We start from the raw sequence: 16,858 nt of genomic DNA, 5'->3' as shown, positions 1-16,858 counted from the left end.
CACTTTATTCACAATCCTGCCGTAGTGATAGCGCAATATATCGAATCCTATGTTCGAAATTATTGAACAACACACGAAAAGCACCGATGTGGTACTCTATACCTATCATCTAAAAGAGATTTAACCCGGCAGAGCACTGCCCTCCAATGCTATGACAGAACAACAGAAATTAACCTTCAACATGTTGCAGCAACAGCTGGATCCACTGATGCTGCGTGACAAACAGCGTTTTTCCCGCCGTCTGCATGGTGTGAAGAAGGTTAAAAATCCTGATGCACAACAGGCCATTTACCAGGAGATGGCGAAAGAGATTGAGCTGGCAGCAGGTAAGGTTGTGCTGCGTGAAGCGGCACGGCCGGATATTACTTACCCGGAAAACCTGCCTGTCAGCCAGAAAAAACAGGATATCCTGGAAGCCATTCGCGACCATCAGGTGGTGATTGTTGCTGGGGAGACGGGTTCCGGTAAAACCACTCAGTTGCCGAAAATCTGTATGGAACTGGGACGCGGAATTAAAGGGTTGATCGGTCATACCCAACCGCGTCGTCTGGCGGCGCGTACCGTGGCTAACCGTATTGCAGAAGAACTGCAGACGGAGCCCGGTGGTTGTATCGGCTATAAAGTTCGTTTCAGCGATCATGTCAGTGATAACACCATGGTCAAGCTGATGACGGACGGTATTCTGCTGGCGGAAATCCAGCAGGACCGCATGCTGATGCAGTACGACACCATCATTATCGATGAAGCTCATGAACGCAGCCTGAATATCGACTTTCTACTCGGTTATCTGAAAGAGTTGCTGCCACGTCGTCCGGATCTGAAAATTATCATCACTTCTGCGACTATCGATCCTGAACGCTTCTCACGCCATTTTAACAATGCGCCCATTATTGAAGTTTCGGGTCGTACATATCCGGTGGAAGTACGCTATCGCCCGATTGTGGAAGATGCGGATGACACCGAACGCGATCAACTGCAGGCGATTTTTGACGCCGTGGATGAACTGGGACGCGAAAGTCAGGGCGACATTTTGATCTTCATGAGCGGAGAGCGCGAAATTCGCGACACCGCTGATGCGCTGAATAAGCTGGGTTTACGCCATACTGAGGTGCTACCGCTTTATGCACGTTTGTCTAACAGTGAACAGAACCGTGTTTTTCAGTCGCACAGTGGACGTCGCATTGTGCTGGCAACCAACGTGGCAGAGACCTCGCTGACCGTTCCGGGGATTAAATATGTTATAGATCCCGGTACCGCACGTATCAGTCGCTATAGCTACCGTACTAAAGTCCAGCGTTTGCCGATTGAACCCGTGTCGCAGGCCTCTGCTAACCAGCGTAAAGGGCGCTGTGGTCGCGTATCAGAAGGGATCTGTATTCGTCTCTATTCCGAAGACGATTTCCTGTCGCGCCCGGAATTTACCGACCCGGAAATTCTGCGTACTAACCTGGCGTCCGTTATTCTGCAAATGACTGCGCTTGGGCTTGGTGATATTGCAGCATTCCCGTTTGTCGAAGCGCCGGATAAACGCAATATTCAGGACGGCGTGCGTCTGCTGGAAGAACTGGGGGCGATCACTACCGATGAACAGCAAACTGCTTACAAGTTAACGCCTTTAGGCCGTCAGTTATCACAACTACCGGTAGATCCGCGTCTGGCACGTATGGTGCTGGAAGCGCAGAAGCATGGTTGCGTGCGAGAAGCAATGATCATTACCTCGGCGCTGTCCATTCAGGATCCGCGAGAGCGTCCGATGGACAAACAGCAGGCATCTGACGAAAAACACCGTCGCTTTCACGATAAAGAGTCCGATTTCCTCGCTTTTGTGAATCTGTGGAATTATATCGGTGAGCAGCAAAAAGCGCTGTCATCAAATCAGTTCCGTCGCCAGTGTAAGGTTGATTTCCTTAACTATCTGCGAGTGCGCGAGTGGCAGGATATTTACACTCAATTGCGTCAGGTGGTGAAAGAACTGGGGATCCCTGTCAATAGTGAGCCAGCAGAATACCGTGAGATCCACGTTGCATTGTTGACTGGGTTACTGTCGCATATCGGGATGAAAGATGCCGATAAACAAGAGTTTACCGGCGCGCGTAACGCCCGTTTTTCAATCTTCCCTGGATCCGGTTTATTTAAAAAGCCGCCGAAGTGGACAATGGTGGCGGAACTGGTGGAAACCAGCAGATTGTGGGGACGCATTGCCGCACGTATCGATCCGGAATGGGTGGAACCCGTTGCTCAACATCTGATCAAACGTTCGTACAGTGAACCACACTGGGAGCGCGCGCAGGGTGCGGTCATGGCGACAGAAAAAGTCACCGTTTACGGCCTACCAATTGTTGCTGCCCGTAAGGTGAACTACAGCCAGATCGATCCCGCGCTGTCGCGTGAATTGTTTATCCGTCACGCGCTGGTGGAAGGTGACTGGCAGACACGCCATGCGTTTTTTAGGGACAACCTGAAACTACGTGCGGAAGTGGAAGAGTTAGAACACAAATCGCGCCGCCGCGATATCCTGGTCGATGACGAAACGCTGTTTGAATTTTATGACCAGCGTATCAGCCATGATGTGGTTTCTGCCCGTCATTTTGATAGCTGGTGGAAAAAGGTCAGCCGTGAAACGCCAGATCTGCTCAACTTTGAAAAGAGCATGCTCATCAAAGAGGGGGCGGAAAAAATCAGCAAGCTGGATTACCCGAATTTCTGGCATCAGGGTAATCTCAAACTGCGATTAAGCTATCAGTTCGAACCTGGAGCTGACGCCGACGGTGTGACCGTACATATCCCGCTACCGTTGCTGAACCAGGTGGATGAAAGCGGTTTTGAATGGCAAATCCCTGGGCTGCGCCGTGAATTAGTGATTGCACTGATTAAATCGTTGCCAAAACCAGTGCGCCGTAATTTTGTTCCTGCACCAAATTACGCTGAAGCTTTTTTAGGACGCGTCACGCCGCTCGAACTGCCACTGCTGGACTCACTGGAACGTGAACTGCGCCGGATGACCGGCGTCACCGTCGACCGTGACGACTGGCACTGGGATCAGGTACCCGATCATCTGAAAATCACCTTCCGCGTGGTGGATGATAAAAACAAGAAACTGCAGGAAGGGCGCTCGCTTCAGGCGTTGAAAGATACGCTGAAAGGTAAAGTTCAGGAAACGCTGTCCGCAGTGGCAGATGATGGTATCGAACAGAGCGGGCTGCATATCTGGAGCTTCGGTCAACTCCCGGAAAGCTACGAGCAAAAACGCGGCAATTACAAAGTGAAAGCGTGGCCGGCGTTGGTGGACGAGCGGGACAGTGTTGCTATTAAGCTGTTTGATAATCCACTGGAACAACAGCAGGCGATGTGGTGCGGTTTACGCCGTCTGTTGCTGCTGAATATTCCATCGCCAATCAAATACCTGCACGAGAAGCTACCAAACAAAGCCAAACTGGGCCTGTATTTTAACCCGTACGGCAAAGTACTGGATTTGATAGATGACTGTATCTCCTGCGGTGTGGATAAACTGATAGATGCCAACGGCGGGCCGGTGTGGACGGAAGAGGGCTTTACAGCACTGCATGAGAAAGTGCGGGCTGAACTGAACGATACCGTAGTGGAGATTGCCAAACAGGTCGAACAGATCCTGACGGCAGTCTTCAATATCAACAAACGTCTTAAAGGACGCGTGGATATGACCATGGCGTTGGGGCTTTCGGATATCAAAGCGCAAATGGGCGGACTGGTATATCGCGGATTTGTCACCGGTAATGGCTTCAAACGTCTTGGCGATACGCTGCGCTATTTACAAGCAATAGAGAAACGACTGGAAAAACTGGCCATCGATCCGCACCGCGATCGTGCGCAGATGCTGAAAGTGGACAGCGTGCAGCAGGCCTGGCAGCAGTGGTTCAATAAACTGCCACCTGCGCGCCGTGAAGATGATGATGTCAAAGAGATCCGCTGGATGATTGAAGAGTTGCGCGTCAGCTACTTTGCTCAGCAGCTTGGCACGCCGTACCCAATTTCAGATAAACGAATCCTGCAGGCCATGGATCAGATTACAGGCTAAAGCAGTGCCGGATGACGACGCTGACGCGTCTTCTCCGGCCTACAGGAACAAAGATCAGGAGCCATGAATATGAGACAGTTTCCGACACTTTCCGCTACCACCCTCAAGGCAATAAACATCGTTGGACAGTGGCTGGCGCAGAATGATTTCGGTGAAACAATCGCTGTTCAGTCGGATTGCGTAATTCTGGCGGGAAACGCGGTGATCCCAACCATCGACGCGGCTTGTCGTATAGCGAAAGAACAGCAGGTTCCCTTGCTGATCAGCGGTGGTATCGGACACTCCACGACTTTTTTGTATAACGCTATTATTCAACACCCACGCTACAACATCATTCGCACTACCGGACGCGCGGAAGCGGCAATTCTTGCCGATATCGCCCACCAGTTCTGGCAAATTCCGGGGGAAAAAATCTGGGTAGAAGACCAGTCCACAAACAGTGGTGAGAACGCCAGATTTAGCTGTGCGTTACTGCGTCAGGCCACAGAAACCGTTCGTTCTGTCATCGTAGTACAGGACCCAACCATGCAACGCCGCACAATGGCAACGTTTCATCGTGTAACGCGAGATGATCCACATGCGCCAAGCTGGTTAAGTTTTCCAGGTTTTGTGCCTGAATTGACTCAGCAGGAGAGTGGTGTGGGATTTGCTCAGGCCACTGATGGTCTCTGGTCGGTCGAACGCTATCTTTCACTGATTATCGGTGAACTTCCTCGTCTGCGCGATGATGAAACCGGCTATGGTCCCCGTGGTCGTGATTTTATTGAGCATGTTGAAATTCCGCAGAATATTGAGGACGCGTGGCAACATCTACAAAACGACGCCGCTATGATTGACTTACTGGAGAGTCGATCTCTGTGATATCCGCTGCCCGTTTGTGGGAACTTTTACGCAAACGGGCATAAATCCCGCCCGTATTTTCTCTTCGTGACCACTTTCCCTGACACTTTTATGAAGCGGTTCACAGAACCAATATTACAGCGGCAATGTGCCATGCATGATTGATATTAATTAACAATAGTTTTACTTGTTAAAAACAAATCAATCACAGGAGAAACGCATGTCAGTACCCGTACAACATCCTATGTATATCGATGGGCAGTTTGTGACCTGGCACGACGACGCCTGGATTGATGTTATCAATCCGGCAACCGAAGAGGTTATCTCCCGAATTCCCGATGGTCGTGCCGAAGATGCACGTAAAGCGATTGATGCCGCACATCGCGCTCAGCCGGAATGGGAAGCGCTACCTGCCATTGAACGCGCAAACTGGTTACGCAAAATTTCTGCCGGTATTCGGGAGCGTGCCAGCGAAATCAGTGCTTTGATTGTGGCTGAAGGCGGAAAAATCCAACAACTGGCTGATGTTGAGGTCTCTTTCACCGCAGACTATATCGATTACATGGCGGAGTGGGCGCGCCGTTATGAAGGTGAGATCCTGCAAAGTGACCGCCCGGGTGAAAACATCCTGCTGTTTAAGCGTGCGCTCGGCGTGACGACTGGCATCCTACCGTGGAACTTCCCATTTTTCCTTATTGCTCGCAAGCTGGCACCCGCATTGCTGACGGGTAATACCATTGTGATTAAACCGAGTGAGTTTACGCCAAATAATGCGATCGCATTCGCTAAAATCGTGGATGACATCGGCCTGCCACGCGGGGTATTTAACCTGGTACTTGGACGTGGCGAAACGGTAGGTCAGGAGCTTGCCGGAAACCCGAAAGTGGCAATGGTGAGCATGACCGGCAGTGTGGTTGCTGGTGAGAAAATCATGGCGGCGGCGGCGAAAAACATTACCAAAGTTTGTCTGGAGCTGGGCGGGAAGGCGCCGGCTATCGTAATGGATGATGCCGATCTCGAACTGGCGGTGAAAGCCATTGTTGACTCACGGGTAATTAACACCGGACAGGTGTGCAACTGCGCTGAACGTGTGTACGTGCAAAAAGGTGTTTATGACCAGTTTGTCAATCGTCTGGGTGAGGCGATGAAAGCGGTTCAGTACGGTAATCCTGCTGAGCGCAATGATATTGCCATGGGACCGCTGATTAACGCCGCGGCGCTGGCGCGTGTGGAACAAAAAGTTGCACACGCGGTTCAAGAAGGTGCTCGCGTGGTGCTTGGTGGCAAAGCAGAGGCAGGAAAGGGATATTATTATCCGCCGACCTTACTGCTGGATGTGCGCCAGGAGATGGCAATTATGCACGAAGAGACATTTGGTCCGGTATTGCCTGTGGTGTCATTTAATTCGCTGGAAGAGGCGCTTACGATGGCCAACGACAGCGACTACGGACTGACCTCATCGATTTTTACGCAAAATCTGAATACGGCAATGAAGGCAATTAAAGGCCTGAAATTTGGTGAGACGTATATTAATCGTGAAAACTTCGAGGCGATGCAAGGCTTCCATGCCGGCTGGCGCAAATCCGGAATTGGCGGGGCAGACGGCAAACACGGCCTGAACGAATATCTGCAAACTCAGGTTGTTTATCTGCAGTCCTGATATCGATGCCGGGTGAGCAGGGGTGCCACCCGGCATCTGCTAACGTATTAAAGCTTGATGAGTTTTTCCAGCGTGCGAACCAGTTGGGTCACAAAACCGTATTCGTTGTCGTACCAGGCGACGGTTTTGACCAGTTGCAGATCGCCAACTTCAGTAATCTCCGTTTGTGTGGCATCAAATACCGAACCGAAATGTGATCCAATGACATCTGATGAGACAATCTCTTCATCGGTGTAGCCGAACGACTCATTATTCAGCGTCGCCTTCTTCAGCGCATTATTGACATCTTCGGTGGTCACTTTTTTGCCCAACACCGAAACCAGCTCCGTAACAGAACCGGTCTTCACCGGAACGCGCTGGGCGTGTCCTTTCAATTTTCCGCTCAATGCTGGAATAACCAGACCAATCGCTTTCGCCGCACCGGTGGTATGCGGAATGATGTTCTCTGCCGCCGCCCGTGAAGCGCGTAAATCTTTGCCTCGCGGACCGTCAACCAGCGACTGTGTTCCCGTATACGCGTGGATGGTGGTCATAGTACCAAGCTGAATACCGAAGTTATCGTGCAATGCTTTCGCCATAGGCGCCAGACAGTTAGTGGTACAGGATGCGACCGAGATAATCTGATCGTTAGCATCCAAAGTGTCGTCATTGACGTTAAAGACAATAGTCTTCATGTCACCAGCAGGGGCGGAGATCAATACTTTCCTGGCACCTGCATCCAGGTGGGCGTTGGCTTTTTCCGTTGAAGTATAAAAACCAGTACACTCGATGACAATTTCCGCACCTGTGGTTTTCCACGGAATATTTTTGGCCTCTTTTTCTGCGTAAACGGCGATTTTTTTGCCATCTACAATAAGCGCATCTTCAGTAAAGTCGACGCTCCAGGGGAACGGACCGTAGTTTGAGTCGTGTTTTAGCAGGTAGGCGAGAATTTTCGGTGAGGTCAGATCGTTAATGGCAACGACGTCAACGCTGCTTTTGACTTCCAGTAGCCGACGCAATACCAGACGACCGATACGACCAAAACCGTTAATGCCAATTTTACTCATGGTTTTCTCCTGTCAGGGTGAAGCGGTACCACATATTTTCCCTACCAGGCATAGACCAGTCAGCCACCAGGGGCAATGCCTGTTTTTGCGGTTAAGCGTAACTGACTGAAAATGAGCGAACAAAAGTTAATGAATTTTTAACAAAAGCTGGTTATGTTGACGCATCATTGTTTTTACTCAGGAAGTGTTATGGGGAATAAGTATTCTGGCCTACAGATTGGTATCCACTGGCTGGTCTTTTTGTTGGTGATTGCGACCTACTGTGCGATGGAACTGCGTGGATTTGCGCCTCGCAGCTATCGTCCCTGGTTCAACATGGTGCATGTTTCCTGTGGTATCACGATTTTAGTGCTGATGGTGGCGCGTTTGTTGGTCAGGCTTAAGTACCCGGCACCGCCAATTGTGCCAAAGCCTAAACCGATGATGACCGGAATGGCGCATCTTGGACATTTGATTATCTATTTGCTGTTTATCGTATTGCCAGTTATTGGTCTGGTGATGTTGTACAACCGGGGGAATCCGTGGATAGCGTTCGGCATTGTCATGCCGCATGCGGCAGAAGCCAACTTCGATATGGTCGATATGCTGAAGTCCTGGCACGTGACGCTGGCAAAGTTGGGCTATTTTGTTATAGGCCTGCATGCAGCAGCAGCCCTGATGCATCACTATTTCTGGAAGGATAACACGCTATTGCGGATGATGCCGCGTAAGCGCTCATAACGCATATTTCCTTCGTCCCGCATAATGCGGGACGTTTGCTTTCTACCAGCCAATATAAATACTTTTATTGTTCTCATTCTAAATATATCAATAAAATCATACACCACTCCAATTTGCTTCATATGCTCGTAGTGAAGTGGGGCCAGGCATTTTTTTAGAGTCACACTCTATCCGCGATAATCCATTTCATTATAAATCTATGACGATTACGCATTTAATATACTTATCACAACCTTAAGAAAAATTATATTTGAGATAGGGTTTCATGATTAAATAAACCAAATCAATACGTTACAATGAATTTTAAGATTGCATATCTTATTTAAGATCGTTCTTTATGTTATTTGAGAAAATAAAGGTTTTATTTGCCAAGATAATTCTTAAACTACCAATTATCGTAGGGCTACTCCTATGGTGCCATAAGACCTTACTGACCTCTTTACTACCGCAAATAAATATCCTGCTTTCAATTGCAGGGGATATTGCATGCATGGTCAGGATGTCAGTGTATTTTTATTTAAGGATAGACAATATGAAAATCAATACCTCCCATGCCAGCCATATATTTGTTGCCGGTAGCCTTGCATTGTTACTTGCTCAGACGGCGGCTCATGCTGATTCAGCTAATACCATCACTTTTAAAGGTGAAGTGACCGAGCAAACTTGCGAAGTCACCGTTAACGGTGTGAACGCACGCCCGGTGGTGTTACTGCCTACTGTAGCTAAAAGCGAGCTGACAAGCCTAGACTCTGTAGCGGGTCTGACAGCATTCACTCTGGGAGTGACCGGGTGTACCGCTGATACCAACGCACTGAATATCAAGACGGTATTCGTTGCCAATAATATGACCCAGCACGGTAACCTCGCCAATACCGGTACAGCGCAAGGTGTTGAGCTGCAATTGATGACCGACAGTTTGGGTACAGCGGTCATTGATCTGCGAAATTCAACACCCGTTGACGGGATCACCGTTGCAGCAGGTAATACTACCGGTGAACACGACTATGCCGTGCAGTATTACAGCCCAAATGGCAATGCGAACGCTGGTACGGTCATCGGTACCGTACAGTACGCAGTCTCTTACCTGTAAGAGAGCTCTGGGTGATGAAAGGATTGGCTATAGTTTTGGCCGGAATACTGATGTGCGCCAGCACACAGGCAAGCGTCGTCATGACAGGCAGTCGGATTATCTATCCGGTTGACAGCCGGGAAGCCAGCGTACAGCTGACCAACCGCGATGATTTCCCCAGCGTGGTACAGGTCTGGCTGGATGATGGTAACCCTCAATCAGTCCCACAAACCGCCAATGCTCCTTTTGTCACCACGCCGCCAGTCTTCCGACTGGCGGCTCAGGCTGGGCAAACCGTGCGACTGCGATATGTTGGAAAACCGGTGGTACAGGACAGAGAGACGTTGTGGTGGTTTAACTTCATTCAGATCCCGCCGACGGAAAAGGGCGCTCAAGCAGACAATCAACTGATGGTACTGGTACGCAGCCGCGTAAAAGTGCTGATGAGACCAAAAGGGCTGGTGGGCTCACCGCTGGAGATGGCAATGACTAGCCGTGTCTGGCTACAGGACGGCAAACTGTTTTTGCGTAATAACAGTGGTTATTACCTTGCGCTTTCCTCGCTTGACGTCAACGGGGCGGGTAAAAAGCAGCGTATTCAGAGCGAAACGGTAGCCCCGTGGACGACCGTATCATGGCCTGCGAAAGTGTCGCTTTTGAGTGAGGCGCAGATGCGCTGGATTAACGATCAGGGCGCAACGTTAAGTGGACGTGTGACGGTGGAGAATCCGGATAATGTCCGCTATTAATCCACATTGGTGTTGGCTGCTACTTTCCGGCGTCACGCCCGTTCTGGCGAACGTTTACACTTTCGACGAGGCACTACTGCTCGGAAGTGGTTACGAGAAAGGACTGGCACAGTTCAACGATCAGGATGCCGTTGCCGCCGGGCGTTACAGTGTGGATATCTGGCTGAACGGAAAGTACATAGGCCGGGATGATGTGCTGTTTCGCCCGAACACCGAAGGACGTATTGCGCCTTGTTTACCCGTTAAATTCTGGGATGAGCAGGGCGTTACGGCGTCGATGGAAGCATTGCCAGATGCTTGTCTTGAGCCGGAAACGCGTATTAGCGGCGGGCAGTGGAATTTCGACCAGGGCCTGCTGCGTTTGAATCTCAGCGTTCCACAGGCAGCCCTTAAACGGACACCGCAGGATTATGTACCTCCTTCACAGTGGCAGAGTGGCGAAAGTGCGTTGTTCAGCAACTATAACCTGCACGTCTATCACAACAAAAGCGGCGGGCAGCAAAGTGATTACGGCTGGCTGGGACTGAGCAGTGGCTTCAATATTGGCAGCTGGCAGTTTCGTCAGCAGTCCTCCGCTAACTGGCGGCGCGATGACTATCGAGAAACTCAACGCTGGGATGCGCTGCAAACCTGGTTACAGCACCCGATCGCAAAACTGGAAAGCGTACTTACCGCAGGTGAAAGCTACACGTCAGGCAATTTACTTGGCAGCATGGCGTTTACCGGAATCAAACTGGAAACCGATCAACGGATGTGGCCTCAGTCGCGGCGCGGCTACGCGCCAGAAATCCGCGGTACGGCATCGACGCCTTCACGTGTAGCAGTCAAACAAAATGGTCGCACGCTTTATGAAACCAGCGTGCCGCAGGGACCATTTGTGCTCGACGACTTGCCAAATACGGCCTGGGATGGAGATTTAGAAGTTGAAATCACCGGCGCAGATGGCAAAAAAAGTGGCTACACCGTACCGTACGCCAGTGTGCCTTTGTCGCTGCGGCCCGGAGTCTGGCGCTACGGTCTGGTAGCAGGCAAAACCCGAGATTACGGCACAGCCAACGCTCCGTTTGCTGATTTTACGCTGGAACGTGGAATGAGCAATTTACTGACTGCGAACGCTGCCTTGCGTATCGGTGATGATTATCAGGCGTTGCTGATGGGCGGCGTGCTGGCGACCACTATGGGCGCTTTTGGCGTCGATATTACTGGATCGCGGGCGCACATGGCATCTCAGTCCCTGAGCGGCTGGCGTCTGCAAACCAACTGGAGCAAAACATTTAGTCCGACGGGCACGCACGTAGCGCTGGCAGGTTATCGCTATTCCACGGAAGGCTATCGTGATTACGGGGATGTACTGGGCGAACGAAGCGTTACCGAAGGCGATACAGCATGGCGTTCGGACACACTACGCCAGCGTAACCAGTTTACCGCCACCATAAACCAGACGCTGGGTGGTTACGGAAATCTGTGGTGTTCCGGATCGATGATGGACTACTACGACGACCGAGGGAACAGCACTCAGTTGCAGGCCGGGTATAACACCACCCTCGGGCGCGTGGCGCTTGGCGTCTCCTTCAGTCGGCAAAACACCTGGTGGCGTAACGGGGACAGCACACAGGCGCAAAAAGAGAATGTCGCAACGTTCACATTCTCGATGCCACTCAGCTTTGGAGAGCGCGAGCACATGGTGGCATTGTCCGCAAGTCAGGGTCAGCAGGCCGGGCGCAATGCGCAGGTGTCACTGTCCGGTGCACTCGATAGCGCGGAGACGGTCAATTACGCGCTGTCCACGGGCTGGCAGCAGGCTAAAGATGAGTCCAGCGCTGTGACCGACTGGAGCGGATCGCTACAAAAAAATACCGCATTCGGCACGCTGAATGGCAGTGTTTCACAGGCACAGAACTATCAGCAGTGGACTGCTGGCGTACGTGGTGCGGTAGTCGTGCATCGCCATGGCGTCGTCGCAGGGCCGTGGGTGGGCGACACCTTTGCTTTGGTGGAAGCGCCGGGAGCGGCAGGTGCCAGAGTCGGTGGAGGACAGGGAGCGATAGTCAATCGTGGCGGTTATGCACTGGTGCCATCGTTAACACCTTACCGCTATAACAGTGTGACCATAGACAGTAGCGAAATGGATAACCATGTTGAGCTACAGGAGAGCCAGCGTCGTATCGCTCCAATGGCCGGAGCGGCAGTAAAACTGCGTTTTGCGACGCTTTCTGGTTACCCACTACTCATTACTGTGAACGGCAAAGAGACACTCCCGGTGGGAGCATCCGTGACCGATGATCGGGGACGCATCGTGGGTATGGTGGCTCAGGGAAATCAGGTGTATGCCCGTGTGGAAGGTAAACAGGGACTACTGACAATCGAAGGCAGTGATTGCTCGCTGCCATGGATACTTAACGAGCAACAGCGCACCGAACCGCTGATTGCATTAACTCAGGCCTGCAAGGAAAAAGGACAGTTATGAAACTATTTATCCTGCTGTTAGCTCTGCTTTCCTCTGGAGTGCAGGCCGCATGCGAATACATCATTCACCCATACAAATCAGGAAGTAACAGTGCTCTGGGCTCTCACCGCCTGAGTGCCCCGACGGATGGTATCGCCAATGACTGGCGATCTGGCGGCGGAAACGATGCCTGGAACGGCCTGCTACCGGGCCTGAGTAAGTCTGTTGATATCACCAGCAATTCAGGTTTTCAGCCTGCAGGTACGATCCTGACATCAAGCGGTGGTATCCCGTTTACGACCTATGCGCACAAGGGGGGAGGGTACGATCCGGAACAGGTCTTTTTCCGCTGTACCCCGGATACCGGCGGACAGCTGTATGAAGCCTGGTCAACTAACGGCGATGATTACTACGGCGGGTGGCATGAAGCGACGGATGTACCGGGTGCTTATTTAACATTGATGAAAAATGTGGCTCTGCGCCTGACCCATGACGCAACCGGCAGCATCTTTACCGACAGCTGGCAACAACGCCCACTGGAAAATTTGGATCTCGACACCAATGGTAATTTCCTGATTAAAGCTAAAAACTTCTCGACGATAAGCGCGGAGCTAATTAAAACTCTGGATATTCGTTACTTCTATAATCAGCAGCAATCCGCGACTTATGACAGCTATGTGAATCCCAACGCTTACGTGGTGTTTCGGGGGCCAGGAACAGCGTCCTGGGGTATTAAAATAGGGCAGCCTCACCGTAACAGCAACTGGGCGGGCTGGGCCTATGACTGGCCATCGGTTATAAGCCTTTACAATAACGGCATAACAATTAAACGTGCGGCAATGTGCCAGGTGACGGACTTTACTCCGGTGGTACATCTGCCGGTTATTTCCGTGGCCCAGCTCAAACGAGGGGAATATTCCTCTGCGCCATTCCAGATTGATTTTGCCTGTGAATCAACGGTGGTTTCGGGCATAGCAAAGGGAAAGAGTAATGTGGCGATGGGACTGCTCGCGCCGGAAAGCAGCGTCAATAGCGCCTGGAACTTTAATTTGATCACAGGCAAAACGGTAACCTGGTTGCTTGATACGCAATACGGTGCCGCCGGACGTGCCAGAGGTGTTGGTGTACGCGTTTACCGGGCAGGTAATCCGGTGAATTTTATGGCAGTGACAACTGCAGGCAGTGGCACCGAAGGTGGGTGGATGCCGGTTATTGGCAGTAATACACAGCAAAATGGAAGTCAGGATGGTGTGAATTACTACAGCGAAACCTTCGAAGCACGTCTTGCGAGTTTTGGTGCGGATACGTTAACGGCGGGGAGCTATCAGTCACATGTACAAGTTTTATTGCGTATTCAGTAGCATCTGGCTGTTTGTCCTTAGCGCGCAGGCCGCGGTTAATATCGGCACGACACGCGTGATTTTTAACCAGGGTGAAACGCAGCGCACGGTGATGCTGGTAAACGATGGTGATTATCCGGTGGTAGTGCAAAGTTGGGTGGATGACGGATCGCCCGAAAATGGACCATCCCAAACGAACGCGCCTTTTGTTGTGCTTCCGCCGGTATTGAAAATTCAGCCAGGGGAACAGCGAGAACTGCGGATCATGACGACAGGTAGCGGGCTCGCAGGCGATCGCGAATCATTATTCTGGCTTAATGTTTATCAAATTCCGCCTGAGATGAAGGTCGCTCAGGCTGGTGAAAAAGTGCGATTAGCGCTTAGAAATCAGCTTAAAGTCCTATGGAGACCGAAAAATACAGGCGTGTTGACTGAAAAAACCATCAATCTTCTGAGCTTTCATTATGAAGCTGGGGAGATTTACGCTGTAAATGACAGTTCATGGAACATTACTCTGGCAAATGTATTATTAGGAGACTATTCCACAAGTGGAATAGTGGTTTCACCGCATTCCCGGCGCACGATTTTTAATTTAGCCACTGCGGAAATGAAGAATAATAAGATAAACTTTACGGTGATTAACGATGAAGGAAATCGTTGGGGATTTTCAGGTGTCGTGAATTAACACAGGATAAACTAATTTCAAATAAATAACATTCAGGGATCATGATGGCAAAAGTTTTTTTGCTCAACGGTACCGTCGTATTCTGGCCAGAGCGCAATCTATTACACGCAAAATCAGATGAGACGAAACGTTTAACGCTAAATACCCCGGCAGCTCGTTGTTTATCATTATTAATACAACGGCAGGGCCAGGTTATTGAACGCGATTATTTCTTTGAACATGTCTGGTTTATTAATGGTGCTCAGGTCACTAATAATACATTTTATCAGAACATCTCATTGCTACGTCGCGCTTTTAAAGAGCTTGGTCTGAATGAAGAACTGATCGTCACCGTACCGAGAGTAGGGATCCGTCTTGAGCCACAGTTGCAGGTGCTTGAGCAGGAGATGGACGATCTTCTCTGCGGCCCAATAATCTCGCCAGTCTCGACGCCAGAAGCAACACCAAAATCGCCACGCAAACATACGCTCTGGTGGGTTCTGGCAGGTGTGCTCATTTGCTTTTTAGCCTCATTCGCAACCTGGCAAACACAATTTGATTCCCGGCTTAGCCGTTATATACCGCTGAGTATAGGGAAGGGATGTCACTGGTACGCGAATCCGGATGTACTAAAATTTGACCAGCATCATCAATTTATACACACCAGTGCGCTGGACTGTCAGAGTCATCCCTGGATTTATCTAACTATGTATCCTCATTTTCCGCGGGTCTCTGCATTAACCTGTCGACAACAATATAGTCATTGGCGGGATAATGACTGTATTACATATTATTATTTCACGGAGTCCCGAAATGTGGGAGCATAATTTAAAATGGAGTCTTTGCATCATCTTGGCGATGGTAATGACGATCGTCGCTACGTTAATACTCCAGAACTGGCAGCGCTCAAATTTCGATTGTTCCGGGGAATTAATGATGGAGTATCCCGATATTCGTGGTGATATTTCTGTGAGATACGTTTTTAATGGCGCCCGTGGCGTTGCTATTTTGCGCGGAAAAATCACCGATAATAACGGGGAGATATTGGCAGTGAATCAGAATGTCTGGTTCAACTTCATCCGCAGAGAGGACGATTATTTCCTTGAGTCTGAAAACGTAGCATCAAGCACAGGCAGCACAACGATTCATCCATTGCTGGAAAGAACGCTACCTAATTTTTATCTCAAGCCAAAAGAACCCTTTTATTTCAGCATATTAAGACTCAATAACAGCACATGGCATTTTTATACCAGCCGCTCACCATCTGTTTTTTGTCGCAAGTGAGGTAATGATCTCGGGCTGGGTATGTATAACATTTGTTATACATACCCCTTGTTAATGAAGTTGAAAACTTCTACATTCATCATGGTTTTAAACCATCACAAACGCACGAGTGAACACACTTTCTTAAGCCTCCATAGCAGATAACAATGAAATTAAAATTTCTATTCCCTACGTTCTTTTGTCTGACGATAAATGCATATGCGGCATCGCCGGTGTTATTCAATCCCGCAGTGCTTAATGCCGCACTGTTATTCAGTCACGATCCGAGCAGCGGGAAGGTCAAGCACAGCCTGCAATGGATCAGAAACAGTGCAGGGGAGTTACAGGCCATGACCGATGTCTGGTATGACCGTAATGGTTGTTTCACTCGCGTAAATATGGTCGATAAGATAAGTGGAAATGAGTTTCATATCGAAAACAATAATGGCAACCTGACCTCACGCAATGGTCAGCAAATCACTGGCAAGGTCAACCAGGATTGTCAGATCACCGAGCTAGAGAATGACCGTGGCAAATTCTTGCTGAGTTACAATTCACGTGGATTACTGGAGACAATGACTAACCGGGAAACCAGCGATGTGAGTAAAAGGTTCGAATACCGTTATGGTCAGTTTCCGGTACGCATTCGCGATTATCAAAAGCACACCGACAAAATTATCTCTTATCCAGCAGGAAATCCGCAGTTTCTCGATTTTGAATCATCGTTGAAGGTTAGGGGAACAACCGTCTGGTTAAAACAGAGTTGTAGCTACCAGCCCGATGGAAATGCCCGGCTTTGTTCAATCATCACCGCATATGATGATGACTATAGAGACGGGGCCACGGTGATGTTTACGAACCATCAGACTGAATATTACTGATCCAGAGTTTATCTGACTTGCCCAAAAATAAGTTGTTCCGGGAGAGACAAGACAAGGGACTGGAGCAGGCACTAATACGTGCGGTCTGTGATATTGCATTTAACATAATATACATTATGCGCA

13 protein-coding genes are annotated in these 16,858 nt (G+C 49.9%); 12 read left to right on the top strand and 1 reads right to left on the bottom strand.

Translation table 11 applies throughout. The features are described from left to right. Positions 1-151 precede the first annotated feature (151 nt). From hrpA to aldA, 3 genes are all read left to right on the top strand, one after another. On the top strand, positions 152-4,054 hold the full coding sequence (hrpA, locus tag AACS05_RS11280) for an ATP-dependent RNA helicase HrpA (RefSeq protein ID WP_045442825.1): 3,903 nt from the start codon (positions 152-154) through the stop codon (positions 4,052-4,054). A gap of 63 nt (positions 4,055-4,117) precedes the next feature. After that, positions 4,118-4,915: a YdcF family protein gene (locus AACS05_RS11275; protein ID WP_190284558.1), complete on the top strand. Its 798-nt coding sequence runs from the start codon at positions 4,118-4,120 to the stop codon at positions 4,913-4,915. 199 nt (positions 4,916-5,114) lie between these two features. Beyond that, positions 5,115-6,554 (top strand): aldehyde dehydrogenase, encoded by a 1,440-nt coding sequence (gene aldA / locus AACS05_RS11270; protein ID WP_045442821.1) that lies wholly within the window; start codon positions 5,115-5,117, stop codon positions 6,552-6,554. Positions 6,555-6,601: 47 nt separating this feature from the next. Here the strand turns inward: aldA and gap are convergent, their stop codons facing one another. Beyond that, positions 6,602-7,603, bottom strand: coding sequence for a type I glyceraldehyde-3-phosphate dehydrogenase (gene gap / locus AACS05_RS11265; RefSeq protein ID WP_045442819.1), 1,002 nt, complete (start codon positions 7,601-7,603; stop codon positions 6,602-6,604). A 189-nt stretch (positions 7,604-7,792) separates the two neighbouring features. On the opposite strand from gap, the gene cybB reads away from it, so the two are divergent. From cybB to AACS05_RS11220, 9 genes are all read left to right on the top strand, one after another. Continuing rightward, positions 7,793-8,323, top strand: coding sequence for a cytochrome b561 (gene cybB, locus AACS05_RS11260; RefSeq protein WP_045442817.1), 531 nt, complete (start codon positions 7,793-7,795; stop codon positions 8,321-8,323). A gap of 532 nt (positions 8,324-8,855) precedes the next feature. Further along, positions 8,856-9,413, top strand: coding sequence for a fimbrial protein (locus AACS05_RS11255; RefSeq protein ID WP_045442814.1), 558 nt, complete (start codon positions 8,856-8,858; stop codon positions 9,411-9,413). 50 nt (positions 9,414-9,463) lie between these two features. After that, a complete protein-coding gene (locus AACS05_RS11250) occupies positions 9,464-10,141 on the top strand; it encodes a fimbrial biogenesis chaperone (protein ID WP_223306992.1) in 678 nt (225 codons plus the stop codon). Then, on the top strand, positions 10,128-12,608 hold the full coding sequence (locus AACS05_RS11245) for a fimbria/pilus outer membrane usher protein (RefSeq protein ID WP_045442809.1): 2,481 nt from the start codon (positions 10,128-10,130) through the stop codon (positions 12,606-12,608). The genes AACS05_RS11250 and AACS05_RS11245 overlap by 14 nt, the downstream gene beginning before the upstream one ends. Further along, the gene (locus AACS05_RS11240) at positions 12,605-13,948 is read left to right on the top strand and encodes a fimbrial protein (protein WP_045442806.1); all 1,344 of its coding nucleotides are present in this window, start codon (positions 12,605-12,607) and stop codon (positions 13,946-13,948) included. The genes AACS05_RS11245 and AACS05_RS11240 overlap by 4 nt, the downstream gene beginning before the upstream one ends. Further along, positions 13,920-14,612 (top strand): fimbrial biogenesis chaperone, encoded by a 693-nt coding sequence (locus AACS05_RS11235; protein ID WP_045442804.1) that lies wholly within the window; start codon positions 13,920-13,922, stop codon positions 14,610-14,612. The genes AACS05_RS11240 and AACS05_RS11235 overlap by 29 nt, the downstream gene beginning before the upstream one ends. A gap of 41 nt (positions 14,613-14,653) precedes the next feature. After that, positions 14,654-15,418, top strand: coding sequence for a winged helix-turn-helix domain-containing protein (locus tag AACS05_RS11230; RefSeq protein ID WP_223306991.1), 765 nt, complete (start codon positions 14,654-14,656; stop codon positions 15,416-15,418). Next, positions 15,405-15,875, top strand: a complete 471-nt coding sequence (locus AACS05_RS11225; protein WP_045442800.1) for a hypothetical protein — start codon at positions 15,405-15,407, stop codon at positions 15,873-15,875. Before AACS05_RS11230 ends, AACS05_RS11225 begins: the two co-directional genes overlap by 14 nt. A gap of 146 nt (positions 15,876-16,021) precedes the next feature. Beyond that, positions 16,022-16,735, top strand: coding sequence for a YnfC family lipoprotein (locus AACS05_RS11220; RefSeq protein ID WP_045442797.1), 714 nt, complete (start codon positions 16,022-16,024; stop codon positions 16,733-16,735). Positions 16,736-16,858 lie beyond the last annotated feature (123 nt).

Origin of the sequence: Citrobacter sp. S-77 (assembly GCF_963864895.1) — a bacterium.
Lineage (GTDB): Bacteria > Pseudomonadota > Gammaproteobacteria > Enterobacterales > Enterobacteriaceae > Citrobacter > Citrobacter murliniae.
This window is presented reverse-complemented; position numbering and strand designations above follow the sequence as displayed.

Excerpts from the sequence above, each read along its gene's own strand:
- AACS05_RS11275 (WP_190284558.1), top strand. The coding sequence starts at position 4,118 with ATGAATATGAGACAGTTTCCGACACTTTCCGCTACCACCCTCAAGGCA.
- AACS05_RS11250 (WP_223306992.1), top strand. The coding sequence starts at position 9,464 with ATGTGCGCCAGCACACAGGCAAGCGTCGTCATGACAGGCAGTCGGATT.
- AACS05_RS11240 (WP_045442806.1), top strand. The coding sequence starts at position 12,605 with ATGAAACTATTTATCCTGCTGTTAGCTCTGCTTTCCTCTGGAGTGCAG.
- AACS05_RS11235 (WP_045442804.1), top strand. The coding sequence starts at position 13,920 with ATGTACAAGTTTTATTGCGTATTCAGTAGCATCTGGCTGTTTGTCCTT.
- aldA (WP_045442821.1), top strand. The coding sequence starts at position 5,115 with ATGTCAGTACCCGTACAACATCCTATGTATATCGATGGGCAGTTTGTG.
- cybB (WP_045442817.1), top strand. The coding sequence starts at position 7,793 with ATGGGGAATAAGTATTCTGGCCTACAGATTGGTATCCACTGGCTGGTC.
- AACS05_RS11220 (WP_045442797.1), top strand. The coding sequence starts at position 16,022 with ATGAAATTAAAATTTCTATTCCCTACGTTCTTTTGTCTGACGATAAAT.
- gap (WP_045442819.1), bottom strand. The coding sequence starts at position 7,603 with ATGAGTAAAATTGGCATTAACGGTTTTGGTCGTATCGGTCGTCTGGTA.
- AACS05_RS11230 (WP_223306991.1), top strand. The coding sequence starts at position 14,654 with ATGATGGCAAAAGTTTTTTTGCTCAACGGTACCGTCGTATTCTGGCCA.
- AACS05_RS11245 (WP_045442809.1), top strand. The coding sequence starts at position 10,128 with ATGTCCGCTATTAATCCACATTGGTGTTGGCTGCTACTTTCCGGCGTC.
- AACS05_RS11255 (WP_045442814.1), top strand. The coding sequence starts at position 8,856 with ATGAAAATCAATACCTCCCATGCCAGCCATATATTTGTTGCCGGTAGC.
- hrpA (WP_045442825.1), top strand. The coding sequence starts at position 152 with ATGACAGAACAACAGAAATTAACCTTCAACATGTTGCAGCAACAGCTG.
- AACS05_RS11225 (WP_045442800.1), top strand. The coding sequence starts at position 15,405 with ATGTGGGAGCATAATTTAAAATGGAGTCTTTGCATCATCTTGGCGATG.